Raw genomic sequence first — 21,293 nt, 5'->3', positions numbered from 1 at the left:
CGCGCCCGCCCGGCCCGGGGAGTACGCCGGCGCGCGGCGGAGGACAGGCGGCGCCGTCAATCGAAGCGCATGTCCGCCGAGATGCGCTGCCCCACCCTCAGCACGCGGCCGGCGCCTTCGCGCACGATGGCATTCATGCCGAAGGTGATGGCGCCCTTCACGCGGACGTCCTGCCGGTAGGCGCGCAATGCGGTGCTCACCTCGGGGCTACTGCGCGCGGTCTCGGGGTCGATGTCGGGCACGGGGCAGCGAATGCAGGGTTTGGCGGGCTGGACGCAGGCCGCGTGCCCATCGGTGTCGATGAAGAGCAGGTCGATGCGGTCTTCGTCATGGGCCTCCACGCCATCGATGACGATATTGGCGCGAAAGCGCTCCACGCCCACGGCCGCCGCGCCCATGGCCGCCAGCCGGCCATTGAGTTCCCGCAGGGATGCCTCGCTGACCACCAGCAGGGGGTAGGCATCCGCGAACTGGTTGGGCGCCTCGATCCCGCCGGTCCAGCGCAGGCTGGAAAGCCGCCGGTGGCCCGGATCGAAGCGCACCAGGCGGCTGGACTGCCCGAGGAAGTCGGAGAACCACTGCGCGGCCCCGTCGCCCATGTCCCAGGCGGGCACGGTGTCGTCCCACACGCGCGCCGTGGCGGGCGCCCCGGCCGCGTCCAGCGCCACGTGCAGCGCCCGCATGCCGGGCGCGCGCAGCACCATCTCGTGCGCCTGGAGCTGCGGGCGGACCAGCGCCATGCGCGGCAGGGTGCGCTGGGTCAAAAACTCGCCCTGCGCATCGACCACCATCCACGCACGGTCCAGCTCCAGGCCCGTGGGCATGAGCAGGGCTTCCTGCACCGCGATGCCCGCGCAGGACTTGACGGGGTGGACAAAAAGGCGGGAGATGGTGCCGGCCAGATCTCGGTCGGTGGGGAAAGTCACTCGGAGGCTCCGGGCATGCATGGAAAGGGAAAGACCGCCGGAAGACCTCGGCGGCCCCGGCCTGGCGCCGATTGTGCCCCCGGCACGGCAGGCCGGGGGACGGCTCCTACAATGCCCGCCATGGCGCAAACCTTTGATGTCTGTATTCGCGGCGCTGGCGTGGTGGGCCGCGCGCTGTCCCTGCTTCTGGCGCGCGAACGCCTGCGCGTGGCGCTGGTCCCGGGTCCGGCCCCCGCCGAACAGGGGGAGGACGTGCGGGCCTACGCCCTCAACGCCGCATCGCGCAGCCTGCTGGAGTCGGTGCGCAGTTGGCCCGGCCCCGGACATGCCACGGCGGTGCGGAGGATGGACGTGCATGGCGACCAGGGAGGAGAAGTCACCTTCGACGCGCACCGGCACCCAGGCGCGGACGCGCTCGCCTGGATCGTGGACGTGCCCGCGCTGGAGGGGCAACTGGCCGACGCGGTGCGCTTCCAGCCACAGGTGGAAGTGGTCGATGCACCCGTGAATGCCACGCTCACCGTGGTGTGCGAAGGCCGAGTCAGCCGCACGCGCGAGGAGTTCGGCGCACGCTACACCGAGATGCCCTACGCCCAGCACGCGGTGGCCACACGGCTGCGCTGCGAGCAGCCCCACGGCCAGGTGGCACGCCAGTGGTTCCTGCCGGATGGCATCCTCGCGTTCCTGCCGCTGGACGGGCCCGAGGGCAACGCGGTGGCCGTCGTCTGGTCTGTAACGCACGAAGAAGCGCAGCACCTGCTCGCCACGGACCCCGCCGATTTCGAGCAGCGCATCGGCGCCGCCAGCCAGGGCACGCTGGGCCACGCCACCCTGATCGCCCCCCGCCGCGCCTGGCCTCTGGTGCAGGCCCACGCCGACCGCTGGTGCGGCCCGCTGCCCGCCAGGGACGATTCGGCCACCAAAGCGCCCGCCCGCAGCTGGGCGCTCGCGGGCGACGCGGCCCACACGGTGCATCCGCTCGCGGGACAGGGCCTGAACCTCGGCCTCGCCGACGCCCTGGCGCTGGCGCGCGTGCTGCGCGAGCGCGACTACTGGCGAGGGGTGGCCGACCTGCGGCTGCTGCGCCGCTACGAACGCGAACGCAAGACCGCCCTGCTGCCCATGGGCTGGGCCATGGACGGCCTGCAGCAGCTCTTCGCGCGCCACGAGGGCCCCGTGCCCTGGCTGCGCAACTGGGGCATGCGAGGATTCGAGCGCAGCGGCCCGCTGAAAGACTGGGTGACACGCCAGGCCATGGGCTTGGGCTGACGTCAAGAGTGCCCCCATCCCGGCGCGCGCTCCCCGCGCAGGGCCTTTTCCACAAGAACATTCACGCATCAAGAGAGAACACCATGAAACTGCTTCCCGCCCTGCTCGCCGGTGCTGCGGCCCTGTCCATCGGCTTCGGCGCCCACGCGCAGGAATCCGCGATCCGCAAGGCGCTGGCCGGCCGCATCCCGCAATTGCAGAAGATCGACGAGGTGCGCACAACGCCCATGCCCGGCCTGTACGAGGTCCGTGTCGGCACCGACCTGTTCTACACGGATGCCAAGGGCAACTACCTCATCCAGGGCGAACTGATCGACACCAAGGCCCGCCGCAACCTCACCGAAGACCGCATCAACAAGCTCACGGCCGTGGATTTCCCGTCCCTGCCGTTCCAGGATGCGTTCACCATCGTGCGCGGCAACGGGCAGCGCAAGATCGCCGTCTTCGAGGATCCGAACTGCGGCTACTGCAAGCGCTTCGAGAAAGACCTGCAGAACGTGGACAACGTGACCGTGTACCTGTTCCTCTACCCCATCCTGAGCCCGGACTCGGCCGAAAAATCGCGCAACATCTGGTGCGCCAAGGACCGCGTGACCGCCTGGCAGGACATGATGGTGCGCGACAAGCCCCCGGCGGCCGGAAGCTGCGACACGGCGGCGCTGCAGCGCAACCTCGCCTTCGGCAAGAAGCACAAGATCACGGGCACGCCCACGATCATCTTCACCGACGGCACGCGCGTGCCGGGCGCCATCGACTCGCGCGAGGTGGAAAAGCGCATCGCGGAAGCCGCGGCCGCGCCCGAAACGCCCACGGCGAACTGACCCCCCAGCCCCCTTCCCGCCATCCGCACTGCCCAGCGCCGACGCATGCCCTCCTCCAGCACCCACGCCCCCGCCGTCCACTACCGCGTGGAGCCCACGCAACTGCATGCGCACCTCTATCACGTCACGCTGACGGTGGAGCATCCCGCCGCGCGGCAGGAGATGTCGTTGCCGGTCTGGATTCCCGGCAGCTATCTGGTGCGGGAGTTCTCCAGGAACCTGCAGAACCTGCGCGCGCGCCAGGGCGGCCAGGATGTGCCGCTCGTGCAGCGCAGCAAGTGCCTGTGGCAGGCCGAATGCCGCGACGGCGAGCCGCTGGTGCTGACCTACGAAGTCAGCGCCTACGACACGTCCGTGCGCACCGCCTGGCTCGACGCTGGACGGGGGTTCTTCAACGGCACGAGCCTGTGCCTGCGCGTGCACGGCCAGGAAGACGCCGTCCATGGCCTCGAAATCGCCAGCAACCCGGCCGTGGCGCATTGGTCCGTCGCCACGGGCCTGACCGCCGAGACGACGACGGACTCGGGCTTCGGCACCTACCGCGCGGCGAGCTACGACGAACTGGTGGATTGCCCCGTGGAAATGGGGCCTTTCTGGAGCGCCCGCTTCATGGCCTGCGGCGTCCCGCACCGCCTCGTGGTGTCGGGCGCCGCGCCCTCCTTCGACGGCGACCGCCTCGTGGAGGACACGCGCCGCATCTGCGAGGCCGGCATCCGCTTCTGGCATGGCAACGGCCAGCCCCCCTATGCGCAGTACCTCTTCCTGCTGAACGTGGTGGACGACGGCTATGGCGGCCTGGAGCACCGCAACTCCACCGCCCTCATCTGCGGTCGCCGCGACCTGCCACGCGCGGGCGAGACCAAGACGCCCGAGGGCTACACCACGCTGCTCGGGCTCATCAGCCACGAGCATTTCCATACCTGGAACGTCAAGCGCCTGCGGCCGGCGGAACTGGCCCGCTACGACTACGCGCAGGAGAACTACACGCAGCTGCTGTGGTTCTTCGAAGGCTTCACGAGCTATTACGACGACCTGCTGCTGCGCCGCGCGGGCCTCATCGACGATGCGGCCTACCTGCGCCTGCTCACCAAAACCACCAACCAGGTGCTGCAGACGCCCGGGCGCCGCGTGCAGAGCGTTGCCGAGGCCAGCTTCGACGCCTGGGTGAAGTACTACCGCCAGGACGAGAACACACCCAACGCCACGGTGAGCTACTACACCAAGGGCTCGCTCGTGGGGCTGTGCCTGGACCTGGCCCTGCGCCGCGAAGGCCGCACCACGCTCGACGACGTGATGCGCGCGCTCTGGGAGCGCTGCGACGCCGGCCCCATGACCGAAGCCGACCTGCTGGCGGTGCTCGAATCGCTGGCCGGCCGGTCCTTCGCGCAGGAGATCGCGCAGTGGGCCCACGGCACGGTGGACCTGCCGCTGGCGGAACTGCTCGGGGCCCATGGCGTCGCCCTGCGCACGGAACCCGCCCAGCCCGCGCAGCGCCTGGGCCTGCGGGTCTCCGAAGGCCAGGGCCTGCAGGTCAAGGTGGTGCTGCGCGGAGGCCTGGCCGAGGAGGCCGGCTTCGCGGCCGGCGACGAATGGCTGGCCATCGAGGCCCGGGGCGAGACCTGGCGCGTGCAGCGCCTGGACGACGTGGCCCTGTACGCAGGCAGCGAAAAGCGCGTGACCGCCCTCGTGGCGCGGGACCGCCGCGTGCTCCGGCTGCCGCTCGCCCTGGAGCGGGACGCCGGAGCCGCGCAGGCCGATACCGTGGCCCTGGCGATCGCCGACGCGGCGCTGGCGCAGCGCTGGCTGGGGGCCACAGCGGGGGCGTAACGCTTCCTGCCAGCGGCCCTTGGGTATAGTCGTCCGCACCACAACGACACGCAGGAGATACCCCTTGGCCTACGAAGTCATCGAGGTCCGCATCGAGGCGGACAAGGTCGGCATCATCACGCTGAACCGGCCCAAGCAGCTCAACGCGCTCAACGACCAGCTCATGGACGAGCTGGGCGCCGCGCTGGCCGCCTTCGACGCGGACGAGCGCATCGGCTGCACCATCCTCACCGGCAGCGAGAAGGCCTTCGCCGCGGGCGCGGACATCGGGGCCATGGCGAACTACAGCTTCGCCGATGCCTACAAGGGCGACTACATCACGCGCAACTGGGAGCGCATCCGCTCCATGCGCAAGCCCGTCATCGCCGCCGTGAGCGGCTTCGCGCTGGGCGGCGGATGCGAGTTGGCGATGATGTGCGACTTCATCATCGCCGCCGACAACGCCCGGTTCGGCCAGCCCGAGATCAAGCTGGGCGTCATCCCCGGCGCGGGCGGCACGCAGCGCCTGCCGCGCGCGGTGGGCAAATCCAAGGCCATGGACATGGCCCTCACCGGCCGCATGATGGACGCCCAGGAGGCGGAGCGCGCGGGCCTCGTGAGCCGTGTCGTGCCTTACGACAAGCTGATGGACGAGGCACTGGGCGCGGCCCTGGTGATCTCGGACTTCTCCCGCGTCGCCGTCATGGCGGCCAAGGAAACCGTCAACCGCGCCTTCGAGGGCTCGCTCTCCGACGGCCTCATGTACGAGCGGCGCCTGTTCCACGCGCTCTTCGCCACGCAGGACCAGAAGGAAGGCATGGCGGCCTTCCTGGAAAAGCGCAAGCCGGACTTCACCCACCGCTGAAGGCGCGCGATGCCCGCGGCGCTACCGCAGCGCCGCGATGTCGCCGTTCTTGATGAGCCGCGCGCGCAGGATGTTGCGGCTGATGCCCAGCAGCCGCGCGGTCTGCACCTGGTTGCGGTGGCAGAACTCGAAGGCCGTGCGCACCACGGTCTCCTCGATGCGCTCGTAGAGCGGCTCGCCCTGCTCCTGGAACAGCCGGGCCAGCGCGGACTCCAGGGCCTGCTGGGGTGTCGCCTCCGCCGGCGGCGCATCGGCCACGGCACGGCGCTGCAGCCCCAGCGACGAAAGCTGCAGATCCTCGGCCGTGAGCACGCCATGGCGGCAGATCAGCAGGCCGTGGTGGATCACGTTCTCCAACTCGCGGATGTTGCCGGGCCAGTTGTGGCCCAGCAGCTTGCGCTCGGCGCCCGCGTCCAGCCGCACCGCGCCATAGCCCAGCCGGTGGCGGTATTCGTCGATGAAGTGGCGGGCCAGCGGCAGGATGTCGCCGGGCCGCTCGCGCAGCGTGGGCAGCGCCAGGTGCACGACGTGCAGCCGGTAGAACAGGTCCTCGCGGAAATTGCCCGCGGCCACGGCATCCTGCAGGCGCACGTTGGTGGCCGCCACCACGCGCACGTCCACGGGAATGCTCTTGCGCGCGCCCAGCCGCACCACCTCGCGCTCCTGCAGCACCCGCAGCAGCTTGACCTGGATCGAGAGCGGCAGGTCGCCCACCTCGTCGAGGAACAGCGTGCCGCCGTTGGCCGCCTCGAACCAGCCCGCCTTGGCCGTGAAAGCGCCGGTGAACGCGCCCTTCTCGTGGCCGAACAGCTCGCTCTCCACCAGCGTCTCCGAGAACGCGCCGCAGTTGACCGCCACGAACGGCCGCCCGCGCCGCGCGCTCAGCGCATGCACGTGGCGCGCGATCAGTTCCTTGCCCGTGCCCGTCTCGCCGACGATGAGCACATTGGCCTCGCTGGGCGCCACGAGGCGGATGCGCTCCAGCAGCGCCACCGAGCGCGGGTCTTCGAACACCTGCGCGGTGGCGCGGATCGACGTGGGCATGCCCCGTGCACCAGGCAGGGTGAGCAGCGGCGCCGAGTCCCAGTGCGGGGCCGGAGCATCGTCGCCATCGGGATGCGCGGAGTGGAAATGGAGGGCGGGCATGGCGTTCAGGAGTAGAAGCTGGGATCGGGATGGCGCTGCAGCAGGGCCCATTCCCCCAGCTCGCGCAGCTTGTAGGCCAGGGGATCGTGCAGGGTGTGGGTGCGCAGATTGCGCCAGTGGCGGTCCAGGCGCAGCCCGCCATGCGTGGCACGCGCGCCGGCCACATCGAACATGCGGGTGCAGAGGTCCAGGCCCATGCGCGTGGCCGCCACCTTGGCGGTGGCCACCGCCACGGCCACGTCGCCGCGCTCGGGGGCCGCGAGGGCCGCATCGCGCGCCCAGGCGGCATCGAACCGATCGGCCGCGCGGTCCAGCAGCACGCGCGCGCTCTCCAGCCCCACCCAGAAGTCGCCATAGTGGCCCAGCACATAGGGGTCGTCCGCCGCCTGCGCCACGCCCGAGGTGCGCCAGGGCCGGGCTTCGTTGAGCGTGTAGTGGCGCGCATCCTGGAACGCGCCCTCGGCGATGCCGAGGTAGATGCTGGTCAGCACGAGCTGGGCCAGCAGCGGTCGCAGGCAGGCGAAGGGCGTCGCCAGCGGACCGGGGTCGGCCAGGATCTCGTGGTGCTCGACCCGCACGCGCTCGAAGGTCACGCTCCCGCTGTCGGTCTGGCGCTGGCCGATGTTGTTCCAGTCCGGCGCCACGGCGATACCGGTGCGCGCCGTGGGCAGCGCCGCCACCACGAGGGCTCCGCCCCCCTCGTCGCGTGCGGAGGCGATCAGCATCTCGGAATCGAGCGCGCCGGAGCAGAAACTCTTCTGGCCCGAGAATTCGCTCCACCCGACATGGCGCGTGCACAGCGTGCGGTCGTCCAGCGGGTTGAGGGCGTTGCCCCAGAACCAGCGCAGCCGCGCGGTCTGCGCGAACCAGGGCTCCCACTGGTGCGGCTGCGAGAACAGGCGCGCCGTGGCCAGCATGAGATGGTGGAAGCCGAACACATGGGCCAGCGACGAATCGGCGCGCGCCAGGATCCGCACCACGTCCAGGGTGTCGCGCCAGCCGGCGCCCCCGCCGCCGTGCTCGCGCGGGATGCTCATGGCCAGCAGACCGCTGGCGCGCAGGGCATCGCGCTCTGCCTTGGGGGTTCCACCCAGCTCGTCCCGCTCGGCGGCCGTCAGGGCGAACTGCTCCGCCAGCCGCCGGGCCATGCCGTGCGCTGCCTCTCCCCCCTGCGCCCCGGCCGGGGCGGGCGCCGGATCGCCGGGCGCGTGGTCTTGCGGGGAAATCAGCACAGTGCTCACATCAAGCTCCCAGGAGGCGGTCATCGCGGCGCAGTCCGCCGTGCCACCGTGAACACCGCTGCTGCGTGAACAGCAATTCTGGAACCCCGCACCCCCAGCACCAAACGCGGATTCCAAGGATCGATAGATGGTTTGCGGCTACAGCAGCAACTGCGGCATGGCAGGCATCGCCGCAGCACGAACGCTCTCCGGCTGCTGCCACTGCAGCAGGACCAGACCGCGCTCCCAGGGAAAACGCATGGCACGGACCCTGCGACATCCGTGGCGTCGTCCCCCATCCCCGCAACGCCCCGTGCCGGCGCAACCTCCTGAATCCCCACCCACCACCATGCAAGTCTTCTGGTTCCTTCCCACCCACGGCGACAGCCGCTACCTGGGCACCGCGCAGGGCGCCCGCACCGTGAGCCACCACTACCTCAAGCAGATCGCCCAGGCCGCGGACGAACTGGGCTACGAAGGCGTGCTCATCCCCACCGGCCGCTCCTGCGAGGATGCCTGGGTGGTGGCCGCATCGCTCGCGCCGCTGACCGAGCGGCTCAAGTTCCTCGTGGCCATCCGCCCGGGCATCGTCTCGCCCACCGTGGCGGCGCGCCAGGCCGCCACGCTCGACCGCTTCTCGCAGGGGCGCCTGCTGCTCAACGTGGTCACGGGCGGCGATCCGGACGAGCAGCGCGGCGACGGCAGCTTCCTGGACCATGCCGAGCGCTATGCGCTCACCGACGAGTTCCTGCGCATCTGGCGCCGCGTGGCGGCCGGCGAAACGGTGGATTTCGAGGGGCGCCATCTGCGCGTGGAAAACGCCAAGGCCCTCTATCCGCCGGTGCAGAAACCCCATCCGCCGCTGTGGTTCGGGGGATCGTCCGACGAGGCCGTGGCCCTGGCCGGCGAGCAGGTGGACGTCTACCTCACCTGGGGCGAGCCCCCCGCCGACGTGGCCGACAAGATCGCCCGCGCGCGGGCCGCGGCCGCGCGGCACGGGCGCACGCTGCGCTTCGGTATCCGGCTGCACGTGATCGTGCGGGAAACCCGCGAGGCCGCATGGCAGGCCGCCGACGCGCTGATCTCCCACGTGACCGACGACACCATCGCCGCCGCACAGAAGGCCTTCGCGCGCTTCGATTCCGTGGGACAGCGCCGCATGTCGGCACTGCACGGCGGACGCCGCGACCGGCTGGAGGTGTCGCCCAACCTGTGGGCCGGCGTGGGCCTGGTGCGCGGCGGCGCGGGCACGGCCCTGGTGGGCGACCCGCACGAGATCGCCGCGCGCATGCGGGAATACGCGGACCTGGGCATCGAGACCTTCATCTTCTCGGGCTATCCGCACCTGGAGGAGGCCTACCGCGTGGCCGAACTGCTCTTTCCACTGCTGCCGATCGCCTCGCAACGCCCCGCAGGCCAGGCACACATCACCGGCCCCTTCGGCGAAATGATCGCCAACGACATACTGCCGCCCACGGAGCCGCACACCCACACCTCCGCCACGGAGGCCGCATTGCCATGAAACACTTCGCCTCCGAAGCCCGCAGGGACTGGCATGGCGCACAGGACAAGGTGGCCGCCGCGCTCGCCGCCACCGCCATCGTGCGCGATCAGGCCGGCGGCGTGCCGCTCCATGAACGCCAGCTGCTGCGCGAAAGCGGCCTGCTCGCGCTCTCCATCCCCACCACCCTGGGCGGACTGGGCGCCTCCTGGAGCGAGGTGCTGGGCACGGTACGGCGCTTCGCCCGCGTGGACAGCGCGGTGGCGCACGTCTTCGGCTTCCACCACCTGCTGCTGGCCACGGCACAGCTCTTCGGCCAGCCGGCGCAGTGGCAGCCCTGGCTCGAAGCGACCGTGGCGCAGCAGTGGTTCTGGGGCAATGCGCTCAATCCGCTGGACCGGGGCACCACCGCCACGCAGGCACCCGAGGGGCACTGGACCTTCCAGGGCCGCAAGAGCTTCTGCTCGGGCGCGGGCGACTCCGACCGGCTGCTCGCATCGGCCTTCGACGGCGCGGGACGGCTGCTCATCGCCGTGGTGCCCACGGCCCGCGAGGGCATCCAGGTGCAGGGCGACTGGGACAACATCGGCCAGCGGCAGACCGACAGCGGCAGCGTGGCGTTCGAGCAGGTCCGCGTCCATGCGCACGAACTGCTCGCCGACCCTGGCCCGCTGTCCTCGCCCTTCGCGGCCCTGCGCCCTCTGCTGGCCCAACTGGTGCTGGCCCATGTGTACCTGGGGCTGGGCGAAGGCGCGCTGGCCGAGGCGCGCGGATTCACCCTGCAGCATGCGCGCGCCTGGCACGCCTCGGGCGTGGAGCATGCCGGCGAAGACCCGTACCTGCTGGGCCACTACGGCGACTTCTGGCTGGCCCTGGAAGGCGCGCGCCTGCTGGCCCAGAAGGCCAGCGCGCTGTTCGATGCGGCGTGGGCCGAAGGGCTCGCGCTCACGCCCGAGGCGCGCGGGGACGTGGCCGTCGCCGTGGCGGCCGCGAAGGTGGCCGCGGGTCGTGCCGCGCTCGACGTGGCCCACCGGCTTTTCGAGGTGACCGGGCCGCGCGCCACCACGGCAGCGCTGCGCATGGACCGCTTCTGGCGCAACCTGCGCGTGCACACCCTGCACGATCCGATCGACTACAAGCGCCGCGAACTGGGGCAATGGGCCCTGCACGCGCAGCGGCCCGATCCCTCGTTCTATTCGTGAACCACGGGGCCGGGCCCTGCGCCCGCCTCGACGCCCCCACCCGATCCCCCGGCCCGCGCGGGCGCCTGCTTCCAGGCAGCCCGCGCGGGCCGCTGCATTTGCAGGGCCACGCAACCGCAACGGGAGCTGCTGCAGGAAGCGCATAAGCATGGGCGCTTTTCGCGGGACTGCTGGCTCCGCAGCAGCACCACAGCAGCGTGCTGTGCAGCACACAGCAGTCACGCGATGACGATTCTCCAAGTCATTGATTTACATCAGAAAAATCATTGGCACGCAAGCTGCTGAGTGAAGGCAGGACACCGCGCCGCGGTGCCTTCTTCTTCCACAGGAACGAATGGATCATCATGGCCCGCACACTGAACCTCGTCGCCGTCTCCGGCAGCCTGCAACGCCCCTCGCGCACGCTCGCGCTCGTTGAACACCTCGTGGAGAGGATCGGCGATGCCGTGCCGGTCCGCGTGCGCACGATCGAGCTGGGCACCGTCGGCCCGCGCCTCGCGGGGGCCCTGCACCGCAACCAGTTGCCGCCCGAGGTGGAAGCCGACATCGCCGCCGTCGAGCAGGCCGACGTGCTGGTGGTGGGCAGCCCCGTGTACCGCGCCACCTACTCGGGCCTGTTCAAGCATTTCTTCGACTTCGTGCACCACGAGGCCCTGGTGGACGTGCCGGTGCTGCTGGCGGCCACGGGTGGCAGCGAGCGCCATGCGCTGGTGATCGACCACCAGCTGCGGCCGCTCTTCAGCTTCTTCCAGGCCCGCACCCTGCCCCTGGGGGTGTACGGCACCGACAGGGACTTCACCGACTACCGCCTCACCGACCCAGCCCTGCTGGCCCGCGCCGCCCTGGCGGTGGAGCGCGCCGTGCCGTTGCTGCGCGCCGGCATCGCGGAGTCCGCCCCCCGCCGCCCCGCGCTGGCCGCCGTGGCCTGACATCCCTTCCCGCACCGCATCGCCCCACCCCCGAGGAGCCTTCACCATGAGCACCCACCGCACCGAACCCGTCAAATTCGCCTACTGGGTCCCGAACGTCAGCGGCGGCCTGGTCGTGAGCACCATCCCGCAGCGCACCGACTGGAGCCTGGAATACAACCAGCGGCTGGCCGTGGCGGCCGAGAAGGCCGGCTTCGAATACGCGCTGAGCCAGATCCGCTTCACCGCGGGCTACGGCGCGGAGTACCAGCACGAGTCCGTGTCGTTCAGCCAGGCCCTGCTGCACGCCACCACCACACTGAAGGTGCTGGCCGCCATCCTGCCCGGCCCCTGGCACCCGGCCGTGGTGGCCAAGCAGATCGCCACCATCGACCACATCTCGGGCGGCCGCATCGCCATCAACGTAGTGAGCGGCTGGTTCAAGGGCGAGTTCACCGCCATCGGCGAGCACTGGCTGGAGCACGACGAGCGCTACCGCCGCTCCAACGAATTCATCCGCGCGCTCAAGGGCATCTGGACGCAGGACAACTTCACCTTCAAGGGCGACTTCTACCGCTTCAACGACTACACGCTGAGCCCCAAGCCGCTGCAAAAGCCCCACCCGGAAATCTTCCAGGGCGGCAGCTCGCGCGCCGCGCGCGACAACGCGGCCAGCGTGTCGGACTGGTACTTCACCAACGGCAACACGCCCGAGGGCCTGAAGGCCCAGATCGACGACATCCAGGCCAAGGCCCGGGCCAACGGTCACACCGTGCGCATCGGCGTGAACGCCTTCGTGATCGCGCGCGATACCGAGGAAGAGGCCCAGGCGGTGCTGCAGGACATCCTCCGGCACGCGCACGTGGAGGCGGTGAATGCCTTCGGCGACGCGGTGAAGCAGGCGGGCAAGGCTTCGCCGGAAGGGGAAGGCAACTGGGCGAAATCCACCTTCGAGGACCTCGTTCAATACAACGACGGCTTCCGCACCAACCTCATCGGCACGCCGCAGCAGATCGCCGAGCGCATCGTGGCCCTGAAAGCCATCGGCGTGGACCTGGTGCTGACGGGCTTCCTGCACTTCATCGAGGAGGTGGAGTACTTCGGGCGCAAGGTGCTGCCGCTAGTGCGCGAACTGGAGGCCCGCCAGGGCGCGGCGGCGCGGCAGCCCGCGCTGGAGGCCGTGGCCTGAGGCCCCGCACGGCGACCGCACGCCCTCGCACCGCCATGGCATCGCCCCCCCCTCCCCCCGTGCTGCAGCTGCGGCACATCGACCTGGCCTTCGGCGGCGTGAAGGCGCTGTCGGGCATCGACCTGGACATCGCGCCCGCGGAGATCCGCGCCGTCATCGGTCCCAACGGCGCTGGCAAGAGCTCGCTGGTCAACGTGGTCTGCGGCCTGTACCGCCCCGACCGGGGCCGCATCCGGCTGGACGGAGCGGAGTTCACCCACGTGCCCACGCACCGCCTGGCGCGGCTCGGCGTGGCGCGCACCTTCCAGAACCTGGCGCTGTTCCGGGGGCTGTCGGTGCGCGACAACGTGGCACTGGGATGCACGGCGCCGCAAGGCACCTGGATCGGGCAATGGGCCGGATGGCCCGGCGCCCGCGAAGCCCGGCGCCAGGCCATCGCGCAGGCGGATGCGGTGCTGAGCTTCCTGGACCTGCAGGTGGTGCGCGACCGCCCCGCGGCCACCCTGCCCTACGGGCTGCAAAAGCGCGTGGAACTGGCCCGCGCGCTGGTAGCCGCGCCGCGCCTGCTGCTGCTGGACGAGCCCATGGCCGGCATGACGCTGGCCGAGAAACGCGACATGGCACGGCTCGTGCGCGCGGCGCGCGACCGCTTCGGCACCGCCATCCTGCTGATCGAGCACGACATCGGCGTGGTGCTCGGCCTCTCCGACCGCGTGGCCGTGCTGGACCACGGCCGCAAGATCGCCGACGGCACGCCCGCCGAGGTGCGCAGCGACCCCGCCGTGATCGACGCCTACCTGGGCGTGGAACACGCCACGGAAGACGGCGGGGGCGCATGATGGACCTGGACATCGCCTTCTTCGCCGAAGTGCTCGTGGGCGGCCTGCTCTCGGGCGTGATGTACGCGCTCGTGGCCATCGGCTTCGTGCTGATCTACAAGACCTCCGGCGTGCTCAACTTCGCGCAGGGCGCGCAGCTCTTGCTGGCGGCGCTGACCTTCGTGAGCCTCGTTGAGCGCGGAGCGCCCTTCGCCCTGGCGCTCGCCGCCACCCTCGCGCTGATGGTGCTGCTGGGCCTGGCCATCGAACGCGCCGTGCTGCGCCCGCTGGCCAACCGCTCGCCGATGACGCTGTTCGTGGCCACGCTGGGCCTGTCCTACGTGATCGAGGGCGTGGCGCAGCTCGCCTGGGGCACGCAGGTGCATGCGCTGGATCTGGGCATCGAGGACCGGCCGCTCGACGTCGCGGGCGTGCTGGTATCGCGCTTCGATCTCGTGGCCGCCGCGTGCGCGGGCATCGTGGTGGCCCTGCTCTCGGCCTTTTTCCGCTTCACACGCACCGGCCTCGCCTTCCGCGCCGTGGCGGACGACACCTTCGCCGCGCTCGCCGTGGGCCTGCGCCTGCCGCGCGTCTGGGCGGCCGTGTGGGCCGCCGCGGGCGTGATCGCGCTCGTCGCCGGCCTGCTGTGGGGTGCCCGCCTGGGGGTGCAGTTCTCGCTCTCGCTCGTGGTGCTCAAGGCCCTGCCCGTGCTGGTGCTGGGCGGCTTCGATTCGGTCGCGGGCGCCATCGTGGGCGGCCTGCTCCTGGGTGCGCTGGAGAAGCTGGCCGAGGTGTACCTGGGCCCCGCCGTCGGCGGCGGCATCGAGGGCTGGTTCGCCTATGCCGTGGCCTTGCTGTGCCTGCTGGTGCGACCGCGCGGGCTGTTCGGCCAGCGCCTGGTGGAAAGGGTGTGAACCGCCATGAGCGCCATCCTGCCGTCCGACGTGCCACGACCTCCCGCCCTCCCGGCCTGCGCCCCCCACCGCGCCAGGGCGCGCACGCCGCGCTGGCTGCCGGCTGCTGCGGTGCTGGCGCTGGCCTACGGGCTCGTGCCCGCACTGGCCACGCCCTACTGGTTCGACGCCATCCTCATTCCCTTCCTGGCGCTGTCGCTCGCCGGCGTGGGCCTCAACCTGCTCACCGGCTATGCCGGCCAGCTCTCCCTGGGCACGGCGGCCTTCATGGCGGTGGGCGCCTTCGCCACCTACAACATCCACCTGCGCGTGTCCGGCCTGCCGCTGCTGGCCAGCATGGCGCTGGGCGGCCTGTGCGCCACGGCCGTCGGGCTCCTCTTCGGCCTGCCGAGCCTGCGGCTGCGCGGCTTCTACCTCGCCGTCTCCACGCTGGCCGCGCAGTTCTTCGTGCAGTGGGTCCTGACCCGATTCGGCTGGTTCACGAACCACAGCAGCTCGGGGGTGATCGATGCGCCGGAGCTGCGCGTGGGCCCGTGGGTCTTCGACACGCCGGCCGCGCGCTACCTGTTCACACTCACCGTGGTGGCGGTACTCACCGCCGCCGCCTGGCGGCTCGTGGCCACGCGCACCGGCCAGCATTTCGTCGCCGTGCGCGACAACGAACTGGCCGCACGCGTGATCGGCATCCCGGTGCTGCGCACCAAGCTGCTGGCGTTCGCGATGTCGTCCTTCATCGTGGGCGTGGCCGGAGTGCTGTGGGCCTTCGTGTACCTGCGCACCGTGGAGCCCGCGGGCTTCAACCTGGACCGATCGTTCCAGATCCTGTTCATCGTGATCCTCGGCGGCCTGGGCACGATCCGTGGCGCCTTCCTCGGCGCGGCCCTCATGGTGGTGCTGCCGCTGCTGCTCTCGCGCCTGGGCGGCTGGGCGCTCGGGGGCGTGTTCGATTCCGGCGTGCTGGAGATGAGCCAGCGCATCGTGCTGGGCCTGCTGATCATCGGCTTCCTCATCGCCGAGCCCGACGGGCTGGCCGCGCTCTGGACGCGGGCCCGCAAGGCGCTGTCGCGGCGCCTCGGCATCACGCCTCCCCATTGATTTCCATTCCCCCGCTTCCGCTCTTCCATCCTTCCAGGAGTCTTTCCATGCGTTTTCTCCAGCACCTGCGCACCGCCGCCATGGCTGCCACCGTGGCCCTCACCGCGCTGGCGGCCCAGGCCGACGAGCAGTTCTTCCCCCTGCAGAGTTACCGGGTGGGCCCGTATGCCGCCGGGGGCACGGGCTTTTTCGGGGGCTTCATCGACTACCTGAACCTCGTGAACCTGCGCGACGGCGGCGTGGGTGGCGTCAGGCTGACCTGGACCGAAGGCGAGACGCAGTACGAGGTGGAGCGCGGCGTGGAGGTGTATGAGCGCCTCAAGACGCTCCCCGGCATCGCCGCGTGGAACCCGCTCTCGGTGGGCATCGCCTACGCCATGCTGGACCGCGTGACCGCCGACAAGGTGCCGCTGGTCACCATCAACCACGGCCGCACCGATACCACCGACGGCCGCGTGTTCAAGTACGTGTTCCCGCTGCTGCTCAACCCCTACAGCGAGACCTCGGGCATCGTGAACTACATCGCCGGCAAGGAAGGCGGCGCCGAGAAACTCAAGGGCAAGAAGATCGTGGTGCTCTACCACGGCTCGCCCTACGGCAAGGAAACGATCCCGATCTACGAACTGCTGGCAAAACAGTACGGCTTCACGCTGCAGCAGATCGAGGTGCCGCACCCGGGCAACGAGCAGCAGTCGCAATGGCTCGCCATCCGCCGGGCCAAGCCCGACTACGTGGTGCTGCGCGGCTGGGGCGTGATGAACCCGGTGGCGCTGAAGACGGCGCAGAAGACGGGCTTCACGGCCGCACGCATCATCGGCAACGTCTGGTCCAACTCCGAGGAAGACGTGATCCCCGCCGGCGATGCCGCCAAGGGCTACACGGCCATCACCACCGTGGCCGCCGGCACGCAGTACCCGGTGCTGCAGGAGATCCAGAAGACCGTGTACGCCGCGGGCAAGGGCAACCTGGAAGACGCCAAGCGCATCGGCAGCGTCTATCACAACCTGGGCGTGCTCAACGGCATCCTCAACGTCGAGGCCGTGCGCATCGCGCAGGCGAAATTCGGCAAGCGCACGCTCACGGGCGACGAGGTGCGCTGGGGCTTCGAGAACCTGCGGATCGACGAGGCACGCGCCGCCGCGCTCGGTGCCAAGGGCCTTTTCCACTCCATCCACGTGACCTGGGACAACCACGAAGGCAACGGCCGCGTGGCCTTCCAGCAGTGGGATGGCCGGCAGTGGAAGGTGGTGTCGGACTGGATCGCGCCCGACTGGAAGCTGCTGCGCCCGCTGATCGAGAAATCTTCCGAGGCCTATGCCAGGGAGAAGAAGCTCGCGGTGCGCCAGCGCATCGAGGACTGATCCCCCCGCTTCCCTTCACCCCCGCTCACCTTCAGGAGGAATCCGCCATGTCCGCCGTGCTCCAGAGCCCTGCCACCGAACAACCGATCCGCCCGCACGCCCTGCAGGCAGCCCACTCGCCCGGCAAGCCCGTGCCGGGCCTGCCCCGCAGCCCGGTGCCCGCCCACGTGATCCAGGACGATGCCGAAGCCATCGCCGTGGCCCGCCAACTGGCGGAGCGCCTGCGCCAGGGCGCCGCGCTGCGCGACCGCGACCGGCTGTGGCCGGTGGAGGAAATCGATGCCTACTCCCAGAGCGGGCTCTGGGCCATCAACGTACCCCGAGCCCACGGCGGCGCCGAGGTGTCCTACGCCACGCTGGCCGAGGTGATCGCGATCATCTCGGCGGCCGACCCCTCCATCGGCCAGGTCACCCAGAACCACCTGGGCATCGTGGCCGCGATCCGCACGGTCTCGGACGCGGCGCAGCAGCAGTTGCTGTTCCGGGAAATCCTCGCGGGCGCGCGCTTCGGCAATGCGTTCTCCGAATCGGGCTCCCGGCGGGCCGCCGACTTCGAGACACGCTTCGTCGAGGATGGCGACCACGTGGTGGTGAGCGGCCGCAAGTTCTACTCCAGCGGCGCATTGCTGGCCCACTACGTGCCCATCGTGGCCAACGACGCGCAGGGCCGTGCCTGGTACGCCATCGCGGAGCGGGACGCGCCCGGCCTGGCGGTGATCGACGACTGGAGCAGCTTCGGCCAGCGCACCACGCTGAGCGGCACGGTGCTCATCGACCAGGTGCGCGTGCCCAAAACGCATCTCGTACCGGCCTGGAAAGGCTACGACCGCCCCTCCGCGGACGGCGCCATCTTCCAGATCATCCAGGCCGCGATCGACGTGGGCATCGCCCGCGATGCGATCGCCGACACGCTGGACTTCGTGCGCACCAAGACCCGGCCCTGGGTGGACAGCCAGCGCGACACGGCCGCCGAAGACCCCTACACCATCCAGGCGGTGGGCGACCTGCAGATCCGCCTGCATGCGAGCGAGGCTTTGCTGGAGCGCGCCGGCCGCGCCATCGACCGCGCGCTGGCCGCGCCGGAAGCCGGCACCGTGGCCGAGGCCCAGATCGCCGTGGCCGAGGTGAAGGTGCTCTCCACCGAGATCGCCCTGCAGGCCACCAACAAGCTGTTCGAGCTGGCCGGCACGCGCTCCACGCTGGGCCAGTACCACCTGGACCGCCACTGGCGCAACGCGCGCACGCACACGCTGCACGATCCCGTGCGGTGGAAATACGCCATCGTGGGCAACTACTACCTGAACGGCGTCAAGCCCCCTTTCCACGCCTGGAGCTGAGCGCCATGGCCGCACAGGACACCGCCGCCCCGCTGCTGCGCCTGGAAGACGTGCATGCCCACTACCGGGGCGCCATCGCCGCGCTGCAGGGCGTCTCGCTGGACGTGCGGGCGGGCGAGATCCATGCGCTGCTCGGCGCCAACGGGGCGGGCAAATCCACGGCGCTGCGCGCGGTGTCGAACCTGCTGCCGGCCCTGCGCGGCCAGGTCACGCGGGGCCGCATCACCTTCGACGGGCACGACGTGCTGCGGGCCTCGCCCGACGCGCTGGTGCGGCGCGGCCTCGTTCCCGTGCTGGAGGGGCGCCACTGCTTTCCCTCGCTCACGATCGAGGAGAACCTCATCGCCGGCGGCCTGGGCGGCGGGGCCTCGCGGGCCCGGCTGGCGCAGGATCTGGAGCGCGTCTATGCCGCCTTCCCGCGCCTGCGGGCCCGGCGCGGCACGCCCGCGGGGCTCACCTCGGGCGGAGAGCAGCAGATGGCCGCGATCGGCCGCGCGCTCATGGCCCGGCCCCGCCTGCTGGTGCTGGACGAGCCCAGCATGGGGCTCGCGCCCCGCACCGTGGAGGACATCTTCCGGGAGCTGGCACGGCTCAACCGCGAGGAGGGGCTCACGCTGCTGATCGCCGAGCAGAACTCCACCGTGGCCCTGCGCCATGCCCACCGTGCCACGGTGCTGGACACGGGCCGCAGCGCCCTGGGCGGCAGCGCACAGGAACTGCGCGGGCGCGCCGACATCCGGGCGCTGTATTTCGGCGAAGCGCTGCCGGCGCAGGAGCTCGCGCGCGCCGCCTGACCCGCCGGAGGCCGCGGCCGCGCTGGCCCGCGCATGAATGCGCGCACAATGGAGCCTCCCGCACAGCCGAGCCTTCACCATGGACGTCGTACAGGAAATCCGCCAATACAACGCAGGGCGCGACCCCGAAAGGTTGATGCTCAAGTACGAGCGGATGCGCAGCGATCCCTTCGTGTTCCTGCGGGGCACATGCCACCTGTTCTATGCCCGCCTGCCCCGGGGCGGCATCTTCAAGTCGGCGCCACCCGTATGGTGCTGCGGCGACCTGCACCTCGAGAACTTCGGTAGCTACAAGGGCCAGAACCGGATCTCCTACTTCGATCTCAACGACTTCGACGAAGCCGTGCTCGCACCGGCCACCTGGGACCTGGTGCGCTTGCTGGCCAGCCTGCGCGTGGGAGCGGGAAGCCTGGACCTCCAGCCCCCCGCGGTGGAAGAACTCTGCACGGCGTTCCTCGCCGGCTATGTCCATGCCCTGGGCGACGGCAAGGCGTATTGGGTCGAGCCGCAAACCGCGCAGGGGCTGGTACGAACGCTGCTCGACGGCTTGAAGGATCGCCAGCGCGCGGCATTTCTCGACAGCCGCACGGTGCTCAAGGGCCACAAGCGCAGGTTGCGGGTCGATGGCAAGAAGGCCTTGCCGGCCTCCGAAAGCCAGCGCTCCGAGGTGCTCGCCTTCATGGAGACGTTCGCCCGGAAGCAGCACGACCCGCACTTCTACCGGGTGCTCGACGTCGCTCGCCGCATCGCCGGCACGGGCAGCCTCGGCGTGGACCGCTATGCCATCCTCGTGGAAGGCAAGGGGTCGCCCGATGGCAACTATCTGCTGGACCTCAAGCAGGCGCTGCCCTCGTCGCTGGCCGGGCGCCTGAAGATCCAGCAGCCCAAGTGGGGCTCGCAGGCCGAGCGGGTGGTGGATGTGCAGCGGCGCATCCAGGCCGTGTCCATGGCGTTCCTGCAGCCGGTGGAGCTGGGCGGGCTGCCCTATGTGCTGCGCGGCCTGCAGCCCTCGGAGGACCGCGTTACGCTGGCCGGCGCCCGGCAGCGGCTCTCCGACATCCGCGGAGTCGTCACCACCATGGGCCACCTGGTGGCCTGGGGCCAGTTGCGCAGCGCCGGCCGGCAGGGCTCGGCCATCGCGGACGAACTCATCGAGTATGCGCAGCGCAACAAGTGGCAGGCCAAGCTGCAGGCGGCTGCAGCGGAAATGGCCGCACAGACGTTCCGCGATGCGGCGGAATACAACGCGGCTTTCGACGATGGCGCGTTCCGCCTCTGAGCGGCGCACTCTGAGGGCAGGAGCCGGGCGAAGCCCCCGCCCGTTGCACACCCCTGCCAGAGAACGAAAAAGCCTTGCAGATCTTTCGACCTGCAAGGCTTTCGATTTGGTGGCGCTTCACGGATTCGAACCGCGGACCTGTGGATTATGATTCCATCGCTCTAACCGACTGAGCTAAAGCGCCTGAGCCCGCAAGTATAGCGTTTTTTTCGGCCTGCACAACTCCTCCGGGCAGGCCGCTCAGGTGCCGCGCCAGACCGGCCAGGGCGGCCCCGTAAAATTCGCGCCTTCAGCCCCTGGATGAACACCATGAACCGCTGCATGCCCTCCCTCCTCCTCGCCGCACCGGCCGCCCGCCGGATTGGCGCCGCCGCACTGCTGGCGCTGTGCACCGCCGCGCTCGCCCCCTCGGCGGCGCTGGCGCAGGTCCAGTCGTCGCTGGGCGGGGTGCGCAATTTCCCGGACGCGGCCCTGCGCGGCACCCTGGTCGTCCTCAGCACGGCGGAGGCGCAGATCGATGGCAAGACCCTGCGCACGGCGCCCGGCCTGCGCATCTTCAGCCCGCAGAACACCCTGGTGATGGCCCACACCCTGATCGGCCAATCCTTCACGGTGAACTACGTCATCGAGCCCAGCACGGGCATGCTGCATTCGGTCTGGCTCCTGAGCAAGGCCGAGGCGGCCGAACCCCGCAAGGGCAGCGGCACGGGTCGCAACTTCATTTTCGAGTCGGAACGCTGAGCCGCCCGCCCGGGCCGCCTCACCGCCCACGCCCAGAGACGCCGCCGCGCGCGGCCACGCCGTGCCATTCGCCGCGAAGGCACGCGCCTCCCTTTTTTCCG

The 21,293-nt window shown here is 70.5% G+C and carries 19 protein-coding genes and 1 tRNA gene; 16 read left to right on the top strand and 4 right to left on the bottom strand.

Translation table 11 applies throughout. The features are described 5' to 3' along the window. Positions 1 to 56: 56 nt before the first annotated feature. Positions 57 to 926, bottom strand: coding sequence for an MOSC domain-containing protein (locus AX018_RS02910; protein WP_111875814.1), 870 nt, complete (start codon positions 924 to 926; stop codon positions 57 to 59). A gap of 120 nt (positions 927 to 1,046) precedes the next feature. Between AX018_RS02910 and AX018_RS02905 the strand changes: the two genes are divergently transcribed. The 4 genes from AX018_RS02905 to AX018_RS02890 all read left to right on the top strand — a co-directional run bounded on the left by AX018_RS02905 (position 1,047) and on the right by AX018_RS02890 (position 5,687). Beyond that, positions 1,047 to 2,195, top strand: a complete 1,149-nt coding sequence (locus tag AX018_RS02905; protein ID WP_111875813.1) for an FAD-dependent monooxygenase — start codon at positions 1,047 to 1,049, stop codon at positions 2,193 to 2,195. Positions 2,196 to 2,278: 83 nt separating this feature from the next. Continuing rightward, entirely contained in the window at positions 2,279 to 3,016 is a 738-nt protein-coding gene (locus tag AX018_RS02900) for a DsbC family protein (RefSeq protein WP_111875812.1), read from the top strand. A 45-nt stretch (positions 3,017 to 3,061) separates the two neighbouring features. Beyond that, the gene (locus AX018_RS02895) at positions 3,062 to 4,843 is read left to right on the top strand and encodes a M61 family metallopeptidase (protein WP_111875811.1); all 1,782 of its coding nucleotides are present in this window, start codon (positions 3,062 to 3,064) and stop codon (positions 4,841 to 4,843) included. Positions 4,844 to 4,907: 64 nt separating this feature from the next. Continuing rightward, complete coding sequence (locus AX018_RS02890) at positions 4,908 to 5,687, top strand: enoyl-CoA hydratase (protein WP_111875810.1); 780 nt, start codon at positions 4,908 to 4,910, stop codon at positions 5,685 to 5,687. Positions 5,688 to 5,708: 21 nt separating this feature from the next. Here AX018_RS02890 and AX018_RS02885 read toward each other — a convergent pair whose 3' ends face one another. Both AX018_RS02885 and AX018_RS02880 read right to left on the bottom strand, forming a co-directional pair. Beyond that, positions 5,709 to 6,833: a sigma-54 interaction domain-containing protein gene (locus AX018_RS02885; protein ID WP_111875809.1), complete on the bottom strand. Its 1,125-nt coding sequence runs from the start codon at positions 6,831 to 6,833 to the stop codon at positions 5,709 to 5,711. Between the two features lie 5 nt (positions 6,834 to 6,838). Beyond that, on the bottom strand, positions 6,839 to 7,981 hold the full coding sequence (locus AX018_RS02880) for an acyl-CoA dehydrogenase family protein (RefSeq protein ID WP_111875872.1): 1,143 nt from the start codon (positions 7,979 to 7,981) through the stop codon (positions 6,839 to 6,841). Between the two features lie 421 nt (positions 7,982 to 8,402). Between AX018_RS02880 and ssuD the strand changes: the two genes are divergently transcribed. The 11 genes from ssuD (at position 8,403) to AX018_RS02825 (ending at position 20,451) form a co-directional block, all read left to right on the top strand. Continuing rightward, positions 8,403 to 9,575: an FMNH2-dependent alkanesulfonate monooxygenase gene (ssuD, locus tag AX018_RS02875; RefSeq protein WP_111875808.1), complete on the top strand. Its 1,173-nt coding sequence runs from the start codon at positions 8,403 to 8,405 to the stop codon at positions 9,573 to 9,575. Then, positions 9,572 to 10,756 carry an acyl-CoA dehydrogenase family protein gene (locus tag AX018_RS02870; RefSeq protein ID WP_111875807.1) on the top strand — a complete coding sequence of 395 codons (1,185 nt, stop codon included), beginning with the start codon at positions 9,572 to 9,574 and terminating at the stop codon, positions 10,754 to 10,756. The genes ssuD and AX018_RS02870 overlap by 4 nt, the downstream gene beginning before the upstream one ends. A 344-nt stretch (positions 10,757 to 11,100) precedes the next feature. Next, on the top strand, positions 11,101 to 11,685 hold the full coding sequence (gene msuE, locus AX018_RS02865; protein WP_111875871.1) for an FMN reductase: 585 nt from the start codon (positions 11,101 to 11,103) through the stop codon (positions 11,683 to 11,685). A 46-nt stretch (positions 11,686 to 11,731) separates the two neighbouring features. Further along, the gene (gene sfnG, locus AX018_RS02860) at positions 11,732 to 12,853 is read left to right on the top strand and encodes a dimethylsulfone monooxygenase SfnG (protein ID WP_111875806.1); all 1,122 of its coding nucleotides are present in this window, start codon (positions 11,732 to 11,734) and stop codon (positions 12,851 to 12,853) included. A 35-nt stretch (positions 12,854 to 12,888) separates the two neighbouring features. Further along, positions 12,889 to 13,692: an ABC transporter ATP-binding protein gene (locus AX018_RS02855; RefSeq protein WP_111875805.1), complete on the top strand. Its 804-nt coding sequence runs from the start codon at positions 12,889 to 12,891 to the stop codon at positions 13,690 to 13,692. Between the two features lie 11 nt (positions 13,693 to 13,703). Continuing rightward, complete coding sequence (locus tag AX018_RS02850; RefSeq protein ID WP_211322356.1) at positions 13,704 to 14,585, top strand: branched-chain amino acid ABC transporter permease; 882 nt, start codon at positions 13,704 to 13,706, stop codon at positions 14,583 to 14,585. A 6-nt stretch (positions 14,586 to 14,591) separates the two neighbouring features. Continuing rightward, positions 14,592 to 15,680: a branched-chain amino acid ABC transporter permease gene (locus tag AX018_RS02845; RefSeq protein ID WP_111875804.1), complete on the top strand. Its 1,089-nt coding sequence runs from the start codon at positions 14,592 to 14,594 to the stop codon at positions 15,678 to 15,680. 47 nt (positions 15,681 to 15,727) lie between these two features. After that, on the top strand, positions 15,728 to 17,041 hold the full coding sequence (locus AX018_RS02840) for an ABC transporter substrate-binding protein (protein ID WP_111875803.1): 1,314 nt from the start codon (positions 15,728 to 15,730) through the stop codon (positions 17,039 to 17,041). Between the two features lie 47 nt (positions 17,042 to 17,088). After that, the gene (locus AX018_RS02835) at positions 17,089 to 18,378 is read left to right on the top strand and encodes an SfnB family sulfur acquisition oxidoreductase (protein WP_111875802.1); all 1,290 of its coding nucleotides are present in this window, start codon (positions 17,089 to 17,091) and stop codon (positions 18,376 to 18,378) included. Positions 18,379 to 18,383: 5 nt separating this feature from the next. After that, positions 18,384 to 19,172 carry an ABC transporter ATP-binding protein gene (locus tag AX018_RS02830; protein WP_111875801.1) on the top strand — a complete coding sequence of 263 codons (789 nt, stop codon included), beginning with the start codon at positions 18,384 to 18,386 and terminating at the stop codon, positions 19,170 to 19,172. A gap of 79 nt (positions 19,173 to 19,251) precedes the next feature. Continuing rightward, positions 19,252 to 20,451 (top strand): DUF2252 domain-containing protein, encoded by a 1,200-nt coding sequence (locus tag AX018_RS02825; protein WP_111875800.1) that lies wholly within the window; start codon positions 19,252 to 19,254, stop codon positions 20,449 to 20,451. A 107-nt stretch (positions 20,452 to 20,558) separates the two neighbouring features. Here AX018_RS02825 and AX018_RS02820 read toward each other — a convergent pair. Continuing rightward, a tRNA-Met gene (locus AX018_RS02820) sits at positions 20,559 to 20,635 on the bottom strand. Between the two features lie 137 nt (positions 20,636 to 20,772). Between AX018_RS02820 and AX018_RS02815 the strand changes: the two genes are divergently transcribed. Further along, a complete protein-coding gene (locus tag AX018_RS02815) occupies positions 20,773 to 21,192 on the top strand; it encodes a hypothetical protein (protein ID WP_245951402.1) in 420 nt (139 codons plus the stop codon). The last annotated feature ends 101 nt before the right edge of the window (positions 21,193 to 21,293 follow it).

The sequence above is a fragment of the Paracidovorax anthurii genome (assembly GCF_003269065.1).
Taxonomy (GTDB): Bacteria; Pseudomonadota; Gammaproteobacteria; order Burkholderiales; family Burkholderiaceae_C; genus Paracidovorax; species Paracidovorax anthurii.
This window is presented reverse-complemented; position numbering and strand designations above follow the sequence as displayed.

Bases quoted from the DNA above. Each gene is read 5' to 3' on its own strand.
- AX018_RS02885 (WP_111875809.1), bottom strand. From the start codon at position 6,833: ATGCCCGCCCTCCATTTCCACTCCGCGCATCCCGATGGCGACGATGCT.
- msuE (WP_111875871.1), top strand. From the start codon at position 11,101: ATGGCCCGCACACTGAACCTCGTCGCCGTCTCCGGCAGCCTGCAACGC.
- AX018_RS02900 (WP_111875812.1), top strand. From the start codon at position 2,279: ATGAAACTGCTTCCCGCCCTGCTCGCCGGTGCTGCGGCCCTGTCCATC.
- AX018_RS02840 (WP_111875803.1), top strand. From the start codon at position 15,728: ATGCGTTTTCTCCAGCACCTGCGCACCGCCGCCATGGCTGCCACCGTG.
- AX018_RS02895 (WP_111875811.1), top strand. From the start codon at position 3,062: ATGCCCTCCTCCAGCACCCACGCCCCCGCCGTCCACTACCGCGTGGAG.
- AX018_RS02845 (WP_111875804.1), top strand. From the start codon at position 14,592: ATGAGCGCCATCCTGCCGTCCGACGTGCCACGACCTCCCGCCCTCCCG.
- sfnG (WP_111875806.1), top strand. From the start codon at position 11,732: ATGAGCACCCACCGCACCGAACCCGTCAAATTCGCCTACTGGGTCCCG.
- AX018_RS02870 (WP_111875807.1), top strand. From the start codon at position 9,572: ATGAAACACTTCGCCTCCGAAGCCCGCAGGGACTGGCATGGCGCACAG.
- AX018_RS02835 (WP_111875802.1), top strand. From the start codon at position 17,089: ATGTCCGCCGTGCTCCAGAGCCCTGCCACCGAACAACCGATCCGCCCG.
- AX018_RS02905 (WP_111875813.1), top strand. From the start codon at position 1,047: ATGGCGCAAACCTTTGATGTCTGTATTCGCGGCGCTGGCGTGGTGGGC.
- AX018_RS02825 (WP_111875800.1), top strand. From the start codon at position 19,252: ATGGACGTCGTACAGGAAATCCGCCAATACAACGCAGGGCGCGACCCC.
- ssuD (WP_111875808.1), top strand. From the start codon at position 8,403: ATGCAAGTCTTCTGGTTCCTTCCCACCCACGGCGACAGCCGCTACCTG.
- AX018_RS02830 (WP_111875801.1), top strand. From the start codon at position 18,384: ATGGCCGCACAGGACACCGCCGCCCCGCTGCTGCGCCTGGAAGACGTG.
- AX018_RS02855 (WP_111875805.1), top strand. From the start codon at position 12,889: ATGGCATCGCCCCCCCCTCCCCCCGTGCTGCAGCTGCGGCACATCGAC.
- AX018_RS02880 (WP_111875872.1), bottom strand. From the start codon at position 7,981: ATGGCCCGGCGGCTGGCGGAGCAGTTCGCCCTGACGGCCGCCGAGCGG.
- AX018_RS02815 (WP_245951402.1), top strand. From the start codon at position 20,773: ATGCCCTCCCTCCTCCTCGCCGCACCGGCCGCCCGCCGGATTGGCGCC.